We start from the raw sequence: 17,839 nt of genomic DNA on the forward strand, positions 1-17,839 counted from the left end.
GGATGAGCGCCCAGTTCGTTTCCCAGACCGTACGCACCGCCACCGGCCACTGGCCGGTGATACTCCTGGCCCTCGGCATCGCCTTGCAGCCGAACGGCAAGCCGCAGCCGTGCCCGACCTGCGGCGGTAAAGACCGCTTTCGTTTCGACAACCAGGACGGGCGCGGCACCTGGTTCTGCAATCAGTGCGGGGCCGGTGACGGCCTCAACCTGGTGGAAAAAGCCCTGTCGCTGTCAGCAAAGGCTGCCGCCGAACAGGTGGCCGCCGTGATGGGGAATAGCACCAGCGCCTTGCCACCGGCCGCTGAGAGCGGCCATGCCTCACAGAAGGGCGGCGGGCAAGACAAGGCTGAGGCCCAGCGCAAGGCCGCCAGGCAGGCACAGGCTCTGGTGGCTGCCGCGCAACCTCAGACCGGCAATGCCTACCTGAGCGCCAAGGGCTGGCCGGAGGCAAAAACCCTGACCTTGCAGGGCCAGCCGCTGCGCGTCGGCGGCATCACCTTCCAGCCCGGAGACCTCTTGCTGCCGCTGCATAACGCCGGGGGGGAGGTGGTCAATGTGCAGTTGATTAACGCCAATGGTGACAAGCGCATGCTGGCAGGCGGGCAGGTGAAAGCTGCCTGTCACACCCTCAGTGGGCCGGACAACGCGGTTATCTGGCTCACCGAAGGCTACGCCACCGGTCTCACTGTGCACGGCCTGACCGGTGAGACGGTGTGCGTGGCGCTCAGCGCCAATAACCTGGCGGCGGTGGCGGAGCAGCTGCGCAGCCACTACCCGGATGCACGGTTGCTGCTGGCGGCCGATAATGACCGCAGCGGCACCGGGCAGACCCGCGCCGCCGAGGCGGCCTCACGCACCGGCGGTGTTCCGGCGCTGCCGCCCACGGAAGGCGACTGGAACGATGTCTACTGTCAGCAGGGCGCTGAGGCCACGTGCGCGCAGCTCCGGGCATTCAGCCAGCCGCCGCAGCCGAGCCCGTTTGACACACTGAGCGATGCCGACCTCAAAGCCATGAGCGCCAGCGAGAAGGCCGAACTGCTGGCCGAGCATTACGGCAACACCCTGGCGGTGCCGCCGGTGGGGGAAGAGCTGTGCCGCTATACGCGTGGCGCCTGGCAGGTGCTGCCGCACCGGCAACTGAGCCGGGAGATTGCCGCGCTGTTCCAGAAGGTGCGTGCGCCGTTCTCCGCCGCCGGTATCAACAGCATTTTGGATACCCTCAAACTGATGGTGCCGCAGATGGGCGACCCGGCCCGCCGGTTGATAGGCTTTCGTAACGGGGTGTTTGATACCGTCAGCGGCCAGTTCAGCGCCCACCGGCAAGCGCACTGGCTGCGCACGGTCAACAGCGTGGACTATACGCCGCCGCGTGCTGGGGAGAACCTGGCCGACCATGCGCCGCATTTCTGGCAGTGGCTGACGCGGGCAGCCGGAGGCAATCATGACAAACAGGAGCGTATTCTCGCGGCACTCTTTATGGTGCTGGCCAACCGCTACGACTGGCAGCTATTCCTCGAAGTGACCGGCCCCGGCGGCAGCGGCAAGAGCGTGATGGCGGCCATCGCCCGGCTGCTGGCAGGTAGTGATAACACCACCTCTGCCACCATCGATAACCTGGAGTCGGCGCGCGAACGGGCTTCGGTGGTCGGCTACTCGCTGATACTCCTGCCTGACCAGGAGAAGTGGAGCGGTGACGGCGCGGGCATCAAGGCCATCACCGGCGGCGATGCGGTCGCCATCGACCCGAAATACCGCGACGCCTACGCGGCGCACATCCCGGCGGTGATTTTGGCGGTGAACAACAACCCGATGCAGTTCAGCGACCGCAGCGGCGGTATCTCGCGCCGTCGGGTGATCCTGCCGTTCCCGGAGGCTATCGCCCCCGAAGAGCGCGACCCATTGCTATTGGCGAAGATCACCGAAGAGCTGGCCGTAATTGTGCGTCATCTGATGCAGCGCTTTGCCAACCCGAATGACGCTCGCGCACTGCTCCAGGCGCAGCAAAGTTCGGCGGAAGCCCTGGAAATCAAACGGCATGCCGATCCGCTGGTCGATTTTTGTGGTTACCTGACGGTGCTGGGTACCCCGGAAGGGATGATGATCGGCAACGCCAACATCACCCCGCCGAATCCACGCCGCTACCTGTATCACGCCTACCTGTCGTTTATGGCGGCACGGGGCTATCAGCACGTGATGAACCTGACGGCGTTCGGCCAGGCGGTGCCGCAGACGCTGAAAGAGTATGAGCATACGCTGCTGAAACGCCGCACCAAGCAGGGAATACAAACCAACCTCATATTGAGTGACGAGTGCGAAGCGGACTGGTTGCCGAAGTGCGGTGCGGTGTGATGATGAGCGAGTCGATCGGCCGAGCCGATCAATAGGCCATTATTGATCTGCCGAACCCATTGGACGCTCAATCGCCGCGCCGCCTATAGTGGCAATGACCCGAATACATGCAGCAACACCAGGGCATCCTATCGGCCGCTGAACGGCCAATATCATAACGACAAGCGCTCCCAAAACCGGCTCAGGCCGGTTTTTTTGTGTCTGCGATTCAGACTGTTCACTCAGTAGGTGGGTAGTGGTGCGTACTGAAATGGGAACAGCACACCTATCAATGCATTGAAAGAAAAGGAGAGAACTAAAAGGTGTATAAGGTGAACAATGCTTCTATCCCTTCTCAAACCCAGTAAAATCATAATGTAATTAAGAGAGCTGAAGCTAAAATTGGAGCTAAGCGAATATGAGTGCGTATGAATTTCTTTTCGCTGGGGATTTTATGCACGTATGCGTCAATGATGAATATACGTTGTGCCGAGCCATCGATGCGCGTTTGATATAAAACCAGGGTGTAGCCCCTATCATACGCCGTATGGCGAACGATAGAAGAACGTCGTTGACTGTATAATTATGGGGGGGGTATTCGTTGAAAAATAAAGGGTGTTGTCTTACTGAGCGGTTTTGGCTAATGAATTAGCTAAAATAACAATAGGCCATTGAATTTCTCATCACAAACATGCGCTGATTAATCACATCCTGTTTTTCTTCATCGCTGACAATATATTGTAACTTCGTTACGCCCTCGATTTTATTTCCCATTGTTTGTAAATTTTACAAGCACTGTTTTAGCCGATATCCAAATGTCCTCACGTGGCTTATTCATTTTGCGAAACATCGTAGGGGAAACGCCATAGTGGTTTTTAAAGATGCGACAGAAAGCCTGCTGTTCCAGATAACCATATTCAAGTGCAATGTCTATGATCTTCCTGTCTGTAGATAAAATCATTTTCGCTGCCTCTGTCATTTTCCTTGACCTGATGTAAGACTTCATCGATATGCCGGCCAAAGCGCAGAACTTACGTTGAACATACCATCTGGAATATCCAGTTTTATCAATCAGGTTGATGATGTTTACCGGTTGTTTGAGATGCATTTCCAACAGATTGATAACGCTATTAATAAATATTCTAGACTGTTCAATTTTGCTCATTTCCATTGCATCGACTCCCGATATCTTCACCTGTTGGCGTTATTGAAATCTCGATTATTGCTTAACTTTGTCAAGATGTTATCAATTTCTGTTTTTTTTATTTTCAGGTTAATGCTACTCCGTAGGTAACTATTTGAATTTCAATGTTATTGCCTCGCTTTTTTGTCGAGCCGATTTTGAATGAAGTCATGCTGACTTTATTTTTAATCGCCTGATATGTACTATCGTCGTTTTTTGTTTATTCTTTAAATAAAAAAGTGCTAAACTTTATTATATTGTTTTTACTTGGTTAGCGTGACTGAATAGCAGGTTAATATATGGAAGGAAAAAGAATTTTAATCATCGAGGATGATATGCATGCTGCAGAAGTCCTGGAAGCTTATCTAAAAAGAGAGTGCTTTGCCGTTGCTAAGGTAGGGGATGGTGTTAAAGGGCTTGAGATGGTTTTTTCCTGGCAACCTGATTTGGTTTTATTAGACGTCATGCTGCCGGGAATAAATGGCAATGAAATATTGGCACGTGTGCGTAGAAAGAGTGATGTGCCGGTCATCATGGTGACGGCAATCGGTGAGATTCAGGATAAGATCTCCTCGTTGAGGCACGGCGTTGATGATTACATCGTGAAACCTTACAACCCGGGCGAGGTCGTTGCTCGGGTTCATGCCGTGCTGAGAAGAGCGACTGCATTAAATATAAAATCCGAGCTTATTATTTGTGGCCCGGTACAACTTGATGAAGAGGCGATGTTGGTTCACGTCTGCCCCGCCGAAAACATTAAAATTGCAGTTGATCTCACACCGACTGAGTTCTTACTGTTATCTGTGCTAATGCGTGCGCCTAAAAGAGCGTTTTCCCGCCAAACATTGTTAAATATGTGTTTGCCGGAAAGTGATGCATTTGAGCGGGTTGTCGATACGCATATTTATAATTTGCGCAAAAAGCTCAACTCGGTAGGGGTAGATGATGTACTGCTTACCGTTAGAGCGATGGGCTACAGGTATTGGAATAAATGAATAAGAAAAGCAAAAGAGTTTCGCTTTGGAAGTGGATTTGCGTGAGGGTAATTTCTCAATCTGTCGGGGTGATTGTTATTATTGCACTCTGTATGTGGTTGCGCTATGCCATTTATAGCACCTGGGTTTTATATCATGAAATGCCGGCGGATGTCCGAAAGGAATTCCTGCACTTGCTTAATAATCCCAATGAAGATTTGTACAGGTTTTATAGCCTTTTTCACTATTGGTATGGCATTGACTTTGCTAATCCGTCGATCACGTCGGGGGATTGGATTATGCTGGCTATTTTGGTTGTTGTCGCTATACCTCTCATGGTCTTACTGGGGCTCTATATGTCGCGGCCATTGGCGAAGCAATTTTCCTATTTGGTCACCGCCGCGAGAAAAGTCGCCGAGGGGGATTTCTCTGTGCAAGCAAAATTAGAAGAGAAAGCGCCGGAAGAACTTCTTACTCTAACACACGATTTCAATGAGATGACCAAAAAACTGACTTATTATGAAGGGGAGTTGCGTGCTTCTCATATCGCTATGGCGCATGAATTACGCTCGCCGTTAACGGCTTCAATTGCACGCCTTCAGGGCATTATGGATGGGGTTTTTGAGCCGGACAAGAATCAGTTAGATCTGGTTATGCAGCCCTTGAATAGCCTAAATCGCCTTATTGATGATCTTCAAACGCTGTCATTGTCGCAAGCCGGGGCATTATCATTAGAAAAATACCATGTGAATCTGTGCGATTTGATTCAGGAGCGTTTGCAATGGTTAAAGGCTGAAGCTTCTCAGGGAAACTTCACGATTGAATTTGAATGTCCAGCTCCCGTATTCGTCTACGCCGATCCGTTCCGAATTGGGCAAGTTGTTACGATTCTCATAAAAAATGCAATGCGCTACGCGCATTCCGGCAAGAAACTGACAATCACCGTTAATCATTTTAATAATGAGGCTATCGTCGGTTTTCGCGATTATGGGCCGGGTGTCAGTGAAGCCTTTTTGCCCTTGATGTTCGAACGTTTTTCCCGGGAGGAGAGCTCGCGGTCGAGAAATCTGGGGGGAAGTGGGCTCGGTCTTTCTATCGCCATGGCGATAAGCCGCGAACACGACGGCAGTCTCAGCGCTCAGAATCATCCTGACGGTGGGATGCTATTTCAACTAATTCTTCCAATGAAAATAGAGTCTTGATGATTCCTTGAAAAAACATGGACTAAATCTACACATAAAAAAGGTTTAATTCTTCGACAGACTATCAGGAGAATGTCTTATGTCAGTAGGTTTGTTCAGGTTAATAAGTACGGTCAAGAGCGTGTTTCTATTTCAATATTGGAAACTGTTTATTATTCCCCTGGCCGTGTTTTTGGCGGGATGTGATGATAAAGCAAAGACACAGGAGGTGCCTACACGTTCCGTACGAACGCTTGTCGTCGATAATCCGGTTGGCGGAGTTTTGATAAAGCATACCGGAGAAATTCGCCCCCATGAGGAGTCTCAGCTCTCGTTTCGCATTGACGGCCGGCTCCTCAGCCGCCCAGTCGATGTGGGGGACAAATTAAAGGCGGGGCAAACGATCGCGACGTTGGAGCCCAGAAATAACGAGAATCAGGTGCGCAGTGCGCAGGCCGAACTGGCAGGTGCCGTTTCTTCAGAGCGCTTGGCTGCTCTCAATTTCAGGAGGCTGCAATCATTGATCAAAACCGGTGCTATCGCGCAGGCTCAGGTTGATGAAGCGAGGGTCAATCTTGAAGTCGCGGCGGCAAAACGCGTCTCTGCTCAATCGAATTTGAAAATCGCTCAGGAGCAATTGGGTTACACCCGTCTGGTTGCGCCTTCAGATGGCGTAGTGACTTCGGTTAATCTGAACCCTGGACAAACTGTCAGCGCAGGGCAGGGGGTCGTTACGCTCTCACTCAATCAGGGAGTGGATGCCGTATTTGACGTTCCAGAAGCGATTTTGTACAGCAATCTGTCCGATAATAAAGTCAAGATTGCGCTGCTTTCCGATCCTTCCGTCGTGACTGAGGGCGTGATCCGAGATGTGAATCCACAGGCGGATAAGCAGACGCGGACCTGGCGAGTCAGAGTCTCGCTGCCGAACCCTCCAGAGAAAATGGCTTTGGGCGCGACGGTGCAGGGAAGTATCGTGATCCCGGGGCAGGCAGCGTTTGTTCTGCCGGCGTCTGCGATGACCCGTGATGGCGCGGATCCTGCCGTTTTAATCGTTCAACCGGATACATTAACCTTGGCATTGCGCAAAGTTAACGTTACTCGCTATAGCTCCGAGGACGTGTTTATTGCTGATGGCCTCAAACCTGGCGACAAGGTGGTGATCGCCGGCGTGAGTAAGTTACGGCCTGGGGAGAAAGTGAGTTTGGAGGATAAATTCTGATGAATGCCTCTGAACCCGAGAAGTTTAACCTGTCTGCCTGGGCGCTTGCCAATCAGCAACTGGTTGCCTTTTTTATGTTGGTTCTCACCATTGCCGGGGTGATGAGCTATTACAACTTGCCGCGTAATGAAGACCCGGCGTTTACCATTAAAACGGCGGTGGTTTCCGCGAGTTGGCCTGGGGCTTCTGTGGAGGATACCGTCAATTTCGTGACCGATCCGTTGGAGAAGAAACTTCAGGAAGTTCCTTATCTTGATTATTTGGAGAGTTACAGCCGGCCCGGAGAGTCGGTTATTTTTATCTATCTGCGTGATAATACGCCGCCGGAGAAAGTGAAAGAACTGTGGTATACGGTCAGGAAAAAAATAAAGGACGTTTCCCCTCAGCTTCCTGCCGGCGTCAGTTCACCTGCCGTCAACGATGAATTTGATGATACCTACGGCACCATCTATGGCTTTACGCGTGAAGGGTTCAGCGAGCGCGAACTGCGCGATCTGGTTGATAAAGTTCGCACGGACGTCTTAACGCTGCCAGACGTCGGGAAAGTGAACCTGCTGGGCGTTAAAGAAGAGCAGGTCATCTTATCATTCTCACCGCAGAAAATTGCGGGCATGGGGCTGACGCTCGACCAAATCAAGAACGCCATCAGCGCGCAAAACGCCGTGACTCCGGCGGGAGAAATCAGAACCGACAAAGATAAAGTCATGTTGAGAGTCAGCGGCGCTTTTGCATCGGAAGAAAGCCTCAAACAGCTGACACTGCATATTCAGGATAAATTCGTTCCTCTGACGGATATTGCGACTATCTCTCGCGAGGCGGTCGATCCGCCGACGCCGGCCTTCAGAGTTAACGGGGAGTCGGCGATTGGCCTGGCCATCTCCATGGCCCCGACAGGCAATATGCTGGATTTCGGCAAAGCGCTTAACGAAAAGATGGATGATATCTCCAGCCGCTTGCCTGCGGGTATCAACGTGCTGAAGGTGGCCGATCAGTCGACGGTGGTGCATGACGCGGTGGGGAGCTTTATGAAAGTGCTCCTTGAGGCGGTCGTCATTGTGCTGGCAGTGTCTTTCTTGTCATTAGGCACTCGTGCCGGGTTAGTGGTTGCAGCATCCATTCCGCTGGTGTTGGCTATGACGTTTATCGGCATGGAAATTGCTGGTATAGGCATACAGCGCATCTCACTCGGCGCATTAATTATTGCGCTGGGGTTGCTGGTCGATGATGCCATGATCACTGTAGAGATCATGATGTCGCGCCTGGAGAAAGGAGACCCTGTCAAAAAGGCGGCGACAAAAGCCTGGACGACGACGGCTTTCCCGATGCTGACCGGCACATTGGTCATGATCGCCGGTTTTATCCCGGTCGGTTTCGCAACGTCAAGCGCGGGGGAGTACTGTTATTCTCTGTTCATGGTGGTACTGATTTCACTTATCAACTCCTGGATTGTTGCCGTACTTTTTTCACCGCTGATAGGTGTGTGGCTTTTACCTAAGGTGATGAAGGAACACACCCACGGTAAAGGTAAAGTCATGCAAAAGTACGAAAGTACATTGCGATATATCCTTAAGCGCCGAGGGATGACCGGCATAGTGGCGGTTCTGTTGCTGGCCATTGCTTTTATCGGATCCTCGCACATGGAAGAGGAGTTCTTTCCCGCTTCTGACAGGCCGGAGTTACTCGTCAGTCTGACTCTGCCGAGAAATGCCGTGCAGGAAGATACGGCGAGGGAAGCCATTCGCTTGGAGGAAATCCTCAAGAAGGATCCCGATATTGATCATTTTACGACATACGTTGGATCGGGGGCGGTGCGGTTTTATTTGCCGATGGACCTGTTGCTTGATAACGAAAATATCGCTCAATTGGTCGTGGTCACCAAGGGACTTGAAGAGCGTGACGCGGTAAAGTCCAGGCTTGAAAAAATTCTGCAAAAAGATTTCGGCCATCTTGTTACGCGTGCTTCGCCGTTGGAGCTGGGGCCCCCGGTAGGTTGGCCGTTGAAATATCGCGTTTCCGGCCCGGATCTGACCAAAATCCGTGAGATATCCATGGAGTTGGCGGGTAAATTGGGTGACAACCCGCAGACAAGAGAGGTCAACCTTACTGCGGGAGAACCGCAACGAGAACTCTATATAACGCTTAATCAGACGGAAGCGAGGGCCTTGGGATTAAGCTCTCAGGATGTCGCAAGCGCTCTTGCTGAAATGTATTCGGGGTCCGCTGTAACGACGATCAGAGACAGAAATCGTCAGGTTAATGTGGTGCTGCGGGCTTCGGAAAATACGCGGAGAGACATTGAAACCGTCGCGGATTTGCAATTAACGACGGCCGATGGGCGCGTTGTGCCATTAAAGCAGATCGCAACGATAGGCTATACGTTGGCCGAACCTATTCAGTGGCGGCGGCAACGAGAGCCTTTCATTACGGTGCAAACGGATATTGCGCCAGGGCTGAATGCGTCCGGCGTATCCAAGAGTTTGGCGCCTGTTGTCGATGAATTACGCAAAAGTCTGCCACCGGGATATCACATTACCGAGGGGGGCAGCGTCATTGAAGCCATGAAAGGCAACCGTTCAGTATTCGCCGTTCTGCCAGTGACCTTATTGGTGATGCTGATCTTGCTGATGGTGCAGTTGCGTAGTTTCTCACGCATGATGCTGGCGCTGTTGATTGCCCCCTTCGGTTTGATTGGCGTTGTCGCCGCCATGTTACCCACCGGAACGCCAATGGGGTTTGTCGCGATTCTTGGCGTGATTGCGTTGGCGGGGATGATTATCCGCAATGCCGTGATCCTTATTGAAGAAGTGGAAATAAATAGGGCGCAAGGTGCGGATAATACTGAGGCGATCGTCGAGGCGTCACTGCATCGTTCCAGACCGATACTCTTGACGGCTTGTGCAGCAATATTAGGGATGATACCTATCGCGCATCAGGTATTTTGGGGGCCTATGGCCTATGCCATTATTGGTGGGCTATTCGTTGCCACCCTATTTACCCTGACGGTATTGCCGGCTGCCATCAGCGCCGTTCTGCAATGGGAGAAATCTCGATAGAACTTACCTCCCGGAGATAGCTCCGGGGGGGACGCTTTAAAAGGAGGTGGAAAGATGTTTGAGTTATTTAAACTTATTGGGCTAGGGTTGGTTTTATTACTGCCGCTGGTAAACCCATTGACCACTGTGGCTCTTTTTCTTGGGCTTTCAGGCGACATGTCTGAACAAGAAAAAAAGAAGCAGTCAGCTATGGCGGCTTTCTATGTCTTTGTGATTATGATGGTTGCATGGTATGCCGGTAAGGCTGTTATTAATACCTTTGGCATATCCATTCCGGGATTGCGAATTGCAGGTGGAATGATCGTTGCCTTTATTGGGTTTAACATGCTGTTTCCGCAGGATGTGAATAAGCCTCAAAACGGCGAGAAGGGAAAAACCAAAAATATAGCATTTATCCCCTTGGCAATGCCCAGTACGGCAGGCCCGGGTACCATTGCTATGTTGATCAGTGCCGCGTCGACATTCAGCGCTGAAACATCGCATCTGGATTTGTGGGTCGCCTACACCGCGCCCCCCCTGATTGCGATAGCCATTTCTCTGATTTTATGGGTATCTCTGCGGGCGTCACTGGGTGTTATGAAGCTTGTAGGAACATCTGGAATCGATGCTATTTCCCGAGTGATGGGATTCCTGCTGGTCTGTATGGGGGTTCAGTTTGTTATAAATGGCGTCGTTGAACTCGTCACAATACAATAAACGTGAACGCTTCAGTGTCTGATATGCATGAGGTTGCGCATATCAGACGAGAATAATATCTAAAACCTTATATCTATATCAGTTCTGATAATGCTCTGATGCTCTTGGCTGCCATAACGTTTTTTTTCTGCATGGACAACGCTGTGAGCGCCAGCGGTAATGACTGTCGTCATGCTGTTATTTTTTATCAAAAAGTTCCCAAGTAAGATGGGAACTTTTTTTACTTTTTCTTTTATTCTGGTGCGTCGTCAACAGGCCTAATCCCGAATCTGATCCCATCACCATAAGCCGTCACCGGTGCATTATGGCTGTTGATTGCCATTTTAGGGGGACAACACCTTGGCGATAGCCTGGGCTTCCTGCTGCCAGCCTTGCGCCAGCGTGCGCACCAGGGCATCATAGCCGTCCTCACCCTGTTTCAATTCCAGGCTGAAAGGCTGTTTGATCAAACGCCCCTGGCGGTTCAGCACCCACTCGCCGCGAACGATCGCCTTGCCGTCAAAACGGCCGTGGAAGCCGCTGATGGTGACGTTCAGCACATCCTGATCGCTGCTCATCGGCTGCGAAGAGACCACCCAACCCGGCAGCGCGCTGCTCAGGTTGGTGACCAGCGTTTGCTGCAGCTGCTGATCGAGCGGGCTGGCCCACAGGTTGTTCTGGGCTATTACATACTGCACGTCGTTGGTTTGATACACCACGCCGCTCTGCGCCAGATAATCCGCCACGCTCACGTGCTCCAGCCACAGCTGGCGCGTGGAAGCGCCGCTGCTGGTGGCCGCGGCCGGCGCACCCAGCGCCGGCAACTGATAGTAGGTCTTCTGTGGCGAACTGCTGCAGGCGCTGAGCAACAACGCCAGGGCTACCGGGATCCATTTCATCATTTCGTGGCCTTCTTCGGCTGAGGGTCAGTGCTGCCGGCGGCTTCAAACACCAGCGCGTTGCTCTTCTCATTCAGGGTGCGCAGCACCGGTTGCAGCTCACGCAACACCTGGTCGAGGCGCTGCATATCGCCCACCATCTTGTTGTAAGCCGGTGAACCAGGCTGGAACCCTTTCATGCTGCGGTTCAGCTCCAGCAGCGTTTTCTGCATGTCCTGCGGCAGCGCCTGCATCTCTTTGCTGGCGATGATGTCGTTCAGCGACTTCATGGTCTGCTGCGTCGACTTCATGGTTTTCTGACTTTCCGCCAGCGTCTTGGTCGCTTCGTTGATCATCGGATTGATCGGCATCGAATTAATCTTATCCAACGTCTGCATCAGTTTCTGCTGGATCTGCGCCAGACCGCCGCTGGTGGTCGGCATCAGCGGATAACCGAACAGCTCGCGCGGCCCTTTCCACGGTTTCTCCTGCGGATAGAAGTCGAGATCGATATACAGCGAACCGGTCAGCAGGTTGGCGGATTTCATCGAGGCGCGTAAGCCACGAGACTCCGCGTCTTTCAGGTGCCCTTCAATATCGACATTGTCCCCCAGCTGTTTATGAAGCCGATCCGGCTCAATGCGGATCAGCACCGGAATGCGGTAATCGTTATCCAGACGCTGCGCCATGCCCTCTTTATAGAACGGCACCTGCGCCACCGTACCCAGACGGATGCCGCGGAACTCGACCGGCGCGCCCGGCTGCAGGCCGCGTACCGAATCGGAGAAGAACAGCAGGTAGTCCTTATGCACGGTATACAGCGAATCCTGCGTGCTGCGCTGGTTGTCGAACAGCTGGTACTCCGCCTTCTCTTTAGCCTGTTCGCCACGATCCCAACCGTCCGGTACGTCGAAACTGACGCCGCCGCTGAACAGCGTGGTCAACGAGCCCATCTCCACCCGCATGCCCTGCGCCGACATGTCAAACGCCACGCCGCTGTCTTTCCAGAAGCGCACGTTGGTGGTGACCAACTGATCGTAAGGCGCGGTGATGAACAGCTGATAGCGCATGGCGCGCGCTTTCGGATCGAAGTAGCTGGTTTCCACCGACCCGACGCGGTAGCCGCGGAACAGCACCGGATCGCCGGCGTTGAGCTGGCCCGATTTTTCGCTGTCCAACACGATGCGCAGCCCTTTGGCGTCCGGGGAGGCCAGCGGTGGCGCGTCGAGCAGCTGATAGTGGTCTTTGCCGTCTTTGCCCTTGTTGCCCGGCTGCAGTTCGATATAGGCGCCGGACAGCAGCGTGCCCAGCCCGGAGACGCCTTCGCGGCCGATCTGCGGCTTCACCACCCAGAAGGCGGAGTCCTGACGCAGCAATTTCTCCATGCCGGCGTTGAGGCGCGCCTGCACCACCACCTTGCTGAGGTCCTCGCTCAGCGTGACGGTTTCCACCACGCCGACGTCAACGCTGCGGCTTTTGATTTTGGTTTTACTCGCTTCCAGCCCTTCCGCCGTCGTGGTGACCAGCGTCACCACCGGCCCCTGATGGCTGAAGTGGTAAAATAGGATCCAGGCGCCGATCAGCGCGGTCACGATGGGAATGATCCACACCGGCGACCAGCGTTTGATCTTCTCGACGTCCGCGACGCTATGATTATTTTCCGTCACCTTGCGGCTCCTTGTTGATTGTTTCACTTGCGCAATCCCAGGTCAGCCGGGGATCAAATGTCATGGCGGCGAACATGGTGAGGATCACCACCAGCGCGAACAGCACGGCGCCCGTCGCGGGATAAATGCTCATCAACTGCCCCATTCGCACCAACGCCGACAACACGGCGATCACGAACACGTCGATCATTGACCAACGGCCAACGAATTCGACCACTTCATAAATCAGATGCATGCACTCGCTGTCGGCACGCGGTTTCTTCCTGCCGTTGGCGTCCCAGCACAGCCAACCGATCGCCAGCATTTTCAGCGACGGCACCATGATGCTGGCGATGAAAATCACCATCGCCACCGGGTAAGAGCCACTTCCCCACAGCAGGATCACCCCTGCCATGATGGTGGAGTTCATCTTGTTGCCCAGTGCCTCGGTCACCATGATCGGCATCAGGTTGGCCGGAATATACAGCATGACAGAGGTCACCAGCAGCGCCAGCGTCCACTGCAGGCTGTGGCGGCGGCGCACATAGCCGGGGGTGTGGCAACGTGGGCAGCGCACCTGGTTGGCCGGCAGGATCGCCGTACAGCAGGCGCAGGAACGCACGCCCTGACGCATGCCGGTGCGCCCCGCCGTCAGCGGGCGATCGATACGCGGTGCCGGTTCGATATCCTGCCACAGCCAGCGCCGATCCACGCACTGGAAGGCGCGCACCTGCAGCAGGCAGAACAGGCAATAAGGCACGAAGCTGCTGCCGATGCCAATATCACCGTAGGCCATCAGCTTGACGAAGCTGACCAGCACCCCGGCGAGGAAAATTTCCACCATGCACCAGGTCTTGAACTGAAACAGCACCCTGGCCATCCACTCTTTTAGCCCCAGCGGCAAACGTACTTTGGCACACAGCAGAACGATCGCCACCATGCAAAACGCCGGGATCAGCTGCACGAACACCATAAACAGCGTGGCCATGCTGGCGTAGTCTTCCACCACCATGACTTCCGGGATTTGAATCAGCCGGATTTCGTTGCCGAGGCCGGCAACGCGCATGTTGATAAACGGGAAAATGTTGGCCAGCACCAGCATGAACAAGGCGCTGAGCGCGTAACCGATCGGCCGCTTGCGCGGCTCGTCCCAGCGGGTAGTGAGCGTGGTTTTGCAGCGCGGGCAGACCGCTTTGCTGCCATAGGCCAGCGGCGGCAGCGCCACCAGCATGTCACACTGCGGGCAGAGCGTCTTATTCTGTGACGACGCGTCGATGTGCGGTGGCGCTGGCCGATTGACGGATGGCAACATGGTTTTCTCTGGAGTAGGGGGGCAACGCACGGGTACCTTGACTTAAAAAAACGTTCCCAAGAATGATCATGATAGTTTCATTAAGCGTTTTTCGCGCAGAGGCGGGGCGTATTAAGCGTGCGAACTTGCTCTGCAATATCATCTATGATTTGAAAACGTCGGCGATACTCCGCGCGTTTTTTGCTGGGAATATGCTCCAAAGATTTTCTTTCAAACGTCAAGGGCAGTTGCCAGCGCCAGGCATTTTGTTTTATCCCGCCTATCAATGACCAGAAATCGTCGTAACTTGCATGTAAATGCCGGCCTTTGCTCAGTCGATAGCGCAATGAGCGAAAAACGTGTCCATTATCACTGACGCCATAAATGGCGCGCACCGCAGTGAGTTCAGCGAAGCGGCTGATAAACTCCATCAAAACACGTTTGGGGAAAATACCCGACAGAGCACGCGTAGCTTCTTTGATGGTCTCGTGCGGTACGTGCCGTCCAGGGCCTTGCAGACCACCAATGATGAAATGCCATTCAGCCCCTTCGGACACGGCCGAAAAGGTCACGCTGGCGAGTAACACATTATTGTCACCACGCAGCCATAGCGTTGACTCACCTTCTCGTTCTGCCTTGTGCGCACAAGAGGCTGAAATGGTAAAACGCGCCTCTTCTCTGCCGGTGAATTCAGCCAAAATCGTTTCTTCTTGTGATATCAGCGCATTGGACAGCATTTTGTTGTTGAGGGAAGACACATATCGGTAATGGCTGACAATAGCCGATGCGCGTTGTTTGGCATTAAGGTTGCGCATCAGGTATTGCCTGTGCGTTTTACAAGGGAATGTGTTTTGATGATATAATATCGATTTTAAATCACTCTGTTGAGTTAAAATGGATAGTGCCTTTTTAGTCGGTGAATAGTATAAAATAAGTCGAAGTAAGAACTTTGCACGGAAGCTCTTCTTCCTCCAGACAGGGCCTGGGACGATCTGTCCCGAGAGTAATTCGTAGATAATGTTTTTTTTCAAGATTCATATCCTGCAAGCACTATTCTTTGACTTTTGCATGTTTATTGATTGGCGGTTTTTATGCCATTCTAATAGATGATTGTTAATTTATTGTCTGCTATTTATCAAGGTTTGATGGAGAAGGTGTTTTTAACGCTAATGGCATGTAATTGTTGTGCATTTTATAATGTGTTGATGTTTTTTTCTTCATATGGCGTCATAAGTATGGCTATTGATGTTTGCTCTTTGAAATACAGTGCTCTGAACATTGTTGACATAATTAACCACGGGGGGCTTTCTCACTCAGAATATTATTAAAATCAGAATATAATAATGCGTTTTAGAGTGGAATAGAGGCTGTTGGGATATGTTTTTTCAGGGTGGTAACGATTTTATCGTTAAGCTGCCTAATGAATTAACGAGGCTCGATTGCAGAAAGCGGCGCCGTTGACTGATTATTATAGTGAAGTGTGCTAGTAATATCCCGGGTTGTTAATAATGGAATCGAACTTTAATTATTAAGTGAAAATAAAGAGATTGGCAAGATGATTTTATAAGTAAGTGTTGCGATATAGGATTTATCTTGGGTAGGTCGCTGTTTTATAGAGGGATAGTTCTGAAACTGGGGTGAAATGATATGTATTGTGATTATTAAATTAAACCTTTTTTATTCTAATGTGTGTAGAGTGCGCTGTTTCTATGCAAATGTTTTCGTACGCTAGAGATGTTTGTAAAACAAGAGGGGCATCTATTTTTATTCAGTGTCTTCTTGGTTTTTTACGAAGAATATGAGTTGGCGTAATTTTTTAAAATTCAATTGCTTATTTTCATGCTGTCTAGGGGGCGAATTATAAAGGGCGAGCATTGATGCCTTCACTGACGAAAATGTGCTCATCATAGAGCTGAAATATCGGGCCGCCTACGTGGATCCATATCCCGTCGGTGATACTGGCGGTTAATAAAAACCTGATGTAATTCAGTGACCGGTAGTATATCGCATTGCAACCTGTACCACGCCTACCTGTCGTTTACGGCTGCAAGGGGGTATCAGCAAGTGATGAACCTGACGGCGTTCGGCTAGGCGGTGCCGCAGACGCTGAAAGAGTAGGAACACACGTTGCTGAAACGCCGCACCAAGCACGGAATACAAACCAACCTGATATTGAGTGAGGAATGTGAGGCGGACTGGCTGCCGAAGTGTGGTGCAGTGTGACAATGAGCGAGTCGATCGGCCGGGCCGATCAATAGGCCGTTATTGATCTGCCGAACCCATTGGACGCTCAATCGCAGCGCCGCCTATAGTGGCAGTGACTCTAATACATGCAGCAGCACCAGGGCATCCTATCGGCCGCTTGAACGGCCAATATCATAACGACAAGCGTTCCCCAAACCGGCTCAGGCCGGTTTTTTTGTGCCTGCGATTCAGACTGTTCACCCTGTAGGTGAACAGGGGTGTACACCGAGAAGGTAGCCATACACCATTCAATGCATTGAAATAAAAGGGTAAAATAAAAAGGTGTATAGGGTGAACAGTTTTGCGATAAATCTTTTTTGTAAGTGGAGTAAGCGCCGGTATTGGCTGTAATTTAAACAACTCTGAATGTAGCGGTAACAAGTATGTATATATGTGTGTATAATATGACATGGTGATTCATAATTATTTTATTTAAAACAGTATGTTGCGTTGATTTTGATACTCCTGTGATCTTCCGCCAATCAATATCTCCCAACCTCCTCTGTGATTGTCGGCTCCGGTAGAGTGAGTTTGCTTCTTTCGCTTTGTGTTAGTGCAGCTTGCGTGGGTAGAAGAAACGTTCATGAAGAAGGACTATGAGGCAGTAAGCCGTTGACGTAAAAACCGCTTACGCGGCCTTTTTATTTCTGAGAAACAGGGCAAGCAGATACAGGGCGCCCAGCGGCAGGGCCATGACATAACAGAATGCATAATACAGGATCAGCACGCCATTTTTGCCTATGGTATCGGCGAACAGTCCGCGGTGCCAAAATTCTTCACTCGTGAACTGCAGGGCGGCCGTTTCAGTGCCTTTTTTAGCACAGGGATACAGTAAAAAGCTCAGGATGGAGAGGATCAACGAAAGTGCGATATTCACCATGTCCTGGAAAGAATAGATGTAATAAAGCGCGATAAAAAAGTAAGTCACGCCCCACGCCTGACTTTTCCAATAATACACTTTGGTCATTTTCGCCTCCCTGCGCATGAGTTCCTTTCTGTTTCGTGCTTGGCGAAATGGAACATCGATGCCATTGCCCGCGCCGCTCGGTTTACCCAAGACGTCTGAGTATGCGCAGGGCTTCGGCAAAATGCCATATTACCGGCTTATCTGGCAGGCGTATTTGGGTTCTGCCGCGAGCGTCTCTTCTCCCCAACCCCTAAC

General features: G+C 51.9%; 12 protein-coding genes and 1 pseudogene. 7 read left to right on the plus strand and 6 right to left on the minus strand.

Features of this window, described 5'->3' with window-relative positions; translation table 11 throughout:
• Positions 1-2 precede the first annotated feature (2 nt).
• The gene (locus AC2CGI_RS20515) at positions 3-2,351 is read left to right on the plus strand and encodes a primase-helicase zinc-binding domain-containing protein (RefSeq protein WP_130054962.1); all 2,349 of its coding nucleotides are present in this window, start codon (positions 3-5) and stop codon (positions 2,349-2,351) included.
• A 742-nt stretch (positions 2,352-3,093) separates the two neighbouring features.
• Here the strand turns inward: AC2CGI_RS20515 and AC2CGI_RS20520 are convergent.
• The gene (locus AC2CGI_RS20520) at positions 3,094-3,501 is read right to left on the minus strand and encodes a helix-turn-helix domain-containing protein (protein ID WP_046897666.1); all 408 of its coding nucleotides are present in this window, start codon (positions 3,499-3,501) and stop codon (positions 3,094-3,096) included.
• 311 nt (positions 3,502-3,812) lie between these two features.
• On the opposite strand from AC2CGI_RS20520, the gene AC2CGI_RS20525 reads away from it, so the two are divergent.
• The 5 genes from AC2CGI_RS20525 (at position 3,813) to AC2CGI_RS20545 (ending at position 10,639) form a co-directional block, all read left to right on the plus strand.
• Complete coding sequence (locus tag AC2CGI_RS20525; protein ID WP_046897667.1) at positions 3,813-4,508, plus strand: response regulator transcription factor; 696 nt, start codon at positions 3,813-3,815, stop codon at positions 4,506-4,508.
• The gene (locus tag AC2CGI_RS20530; RefSeq protein WP_033645089.1) at positions 4,505-5,689 is read left to right on the plus strand and encodes a sensor histidine kinase; all 1,185 of its coding nucleotides are present in this window, start codon (positions 4,505-4,507) and stop codon (positions 5,687-5,689) included. The genes AC2CGI_RS20525 and AC2CGI_RS20530 overlap by 4 nt, the downstream gene beginning before the upstream one ends.
• A 79-nt stretch (positions 5,690-5,768) precedes the next feature.
• Positions 5,769-6,890 (plus strand): efflux RND transporter periplasmic adaptor subunit, encoded by a 1,122-nt coding sequence (locus AC2CGI_RS20535; RefSeq protein ID WP_046897669.1) that lies wholly within the window; start codon positions 5,769-5,771, stop codon positions 6,888-6,890.
• A complete protein-coding gene (locus AC2CGI_RS20540; protein ID WP_033645086.1) occupies positions 6,890-9,943 on the plus strand; it encodes an efflux RND transporter permease subunit in 3,054 nt (1,017 codons plus the stop codon). Before AC2CGI_RS20535 ends, AC2CGI_RS20540 begins: the two co-directional genes overlap by 1 nt.
• Before the next feature lie 54 nt (positions 9,944-9,997).
• The gene (locus tag AC2CGI_RS20545; RefSeq protein ID WP_033645085.1) at positions 9,998-10,639 is read left to right on the plus strand and encodes a MarC family NAAT transporter; all 642 of its coding nucleotides are present in this window, start codon (positions 9,998-10,000) and stop codon (positions 10,637-10,639) included.
• A 323-nt stretch (positions 10,640-10,962) separates the two neighbouring features.
• Here the strand turns inward: AC2CGI_RS20545 and pqiC are convergent, their stop codons facing one another.
• The 4 genes from pqiC to AC2CGI_RS20565 all read right to left on the minus strand — a co-directional run bounded on the left by pqiC (position 10,963) and on the right by AC2CGI_RS20565 (position 15,464).
• The gene (gene pqiC / locus AC2CGI_RS20550) at positions 10,963-11,520 is read right to left on the minus strand and encodes a membrane integrity-associated transporter subunit PqiC (RefSeq protein WP_033645084.1); all 558 of its coding nucleotides are present in this window, start codon (positions 11,518-11,520) and stop codon (positions 10,963-10,965) included.
• Positions 11,517-13,163, minus strand: a complete 1,647-nt coding sequence (gene pqiB, locus AC2CGI_RS20555) for an intermembrane transport protein PqiB (RefSeq protein WP_484593966.1) — start codon at positions 13,161-13,163, stop codon at positions 11,517-11,519. The genes pqiC and pqiB overlap by 4 nt, the downstream gene beginning before the upstream one ends.
• The gene (gene pqiA, locus AC2CGI_RS20560) at positions 13,150-14,373 is read right to left on the minus strand and encodes a membrane integrity-associated transporter subunit PqiA (protein WP_033645082.1); all 1,224 of its coding nucleotides are present in this window, start codon (positions 14,371-14,373) and stop codon (positions 13,150-13,152) included. Before pqiA ends, pqiB begins: the two co-directional genes overlap by 14 nt.
• A gap of 161 nt (positions 14,374-14,534) precedes the next feature.
• Entirely contained in the window at positions 14,535-15,464 is a 930-nt protein-coding gene (locus AC2CGI_RS20565; RefSeq protein WP_033645081.1) for a VirK/YbjX family protein, read from the minus strand.
• A 985-nt stretch (positions 15,465-16,449) separates the two neighbouring features.
• Between AC2CGI_RS20565 and AC2CGI_RS20570 the strand changes: the two are divergent.
• Positions 16,450-16,656 (plus strand): annotated as a pseudogene (locus AC2CGI_RS20570) (winged helix-turn-helix domain-containing protein); the annotation flags it as partial.
• A gap of 649 nt (positions 16,657-17,305) precedes the next feature.
• On the opposite strand, the gene AC2CGI_RS20575 reads toward AC2CGI_RS20570, so the two are convergent.
• Positions 17,306-17,644, minus strand: a complete 339-nt coding sequence (locus AC2CGI_RS20575) for a colicin E1 family microcin immunity protein (protein WP_004934067.1) — start codon at positions 17,642-17,644, stop codon at positions 17,306-17,308.
• Between the last annotated feature and the right edge of the window lie 195 nt (positions 17,645-17,839).

The organism is Serratia sp. LSHTC3 (genome assembly GCF_057197125.1).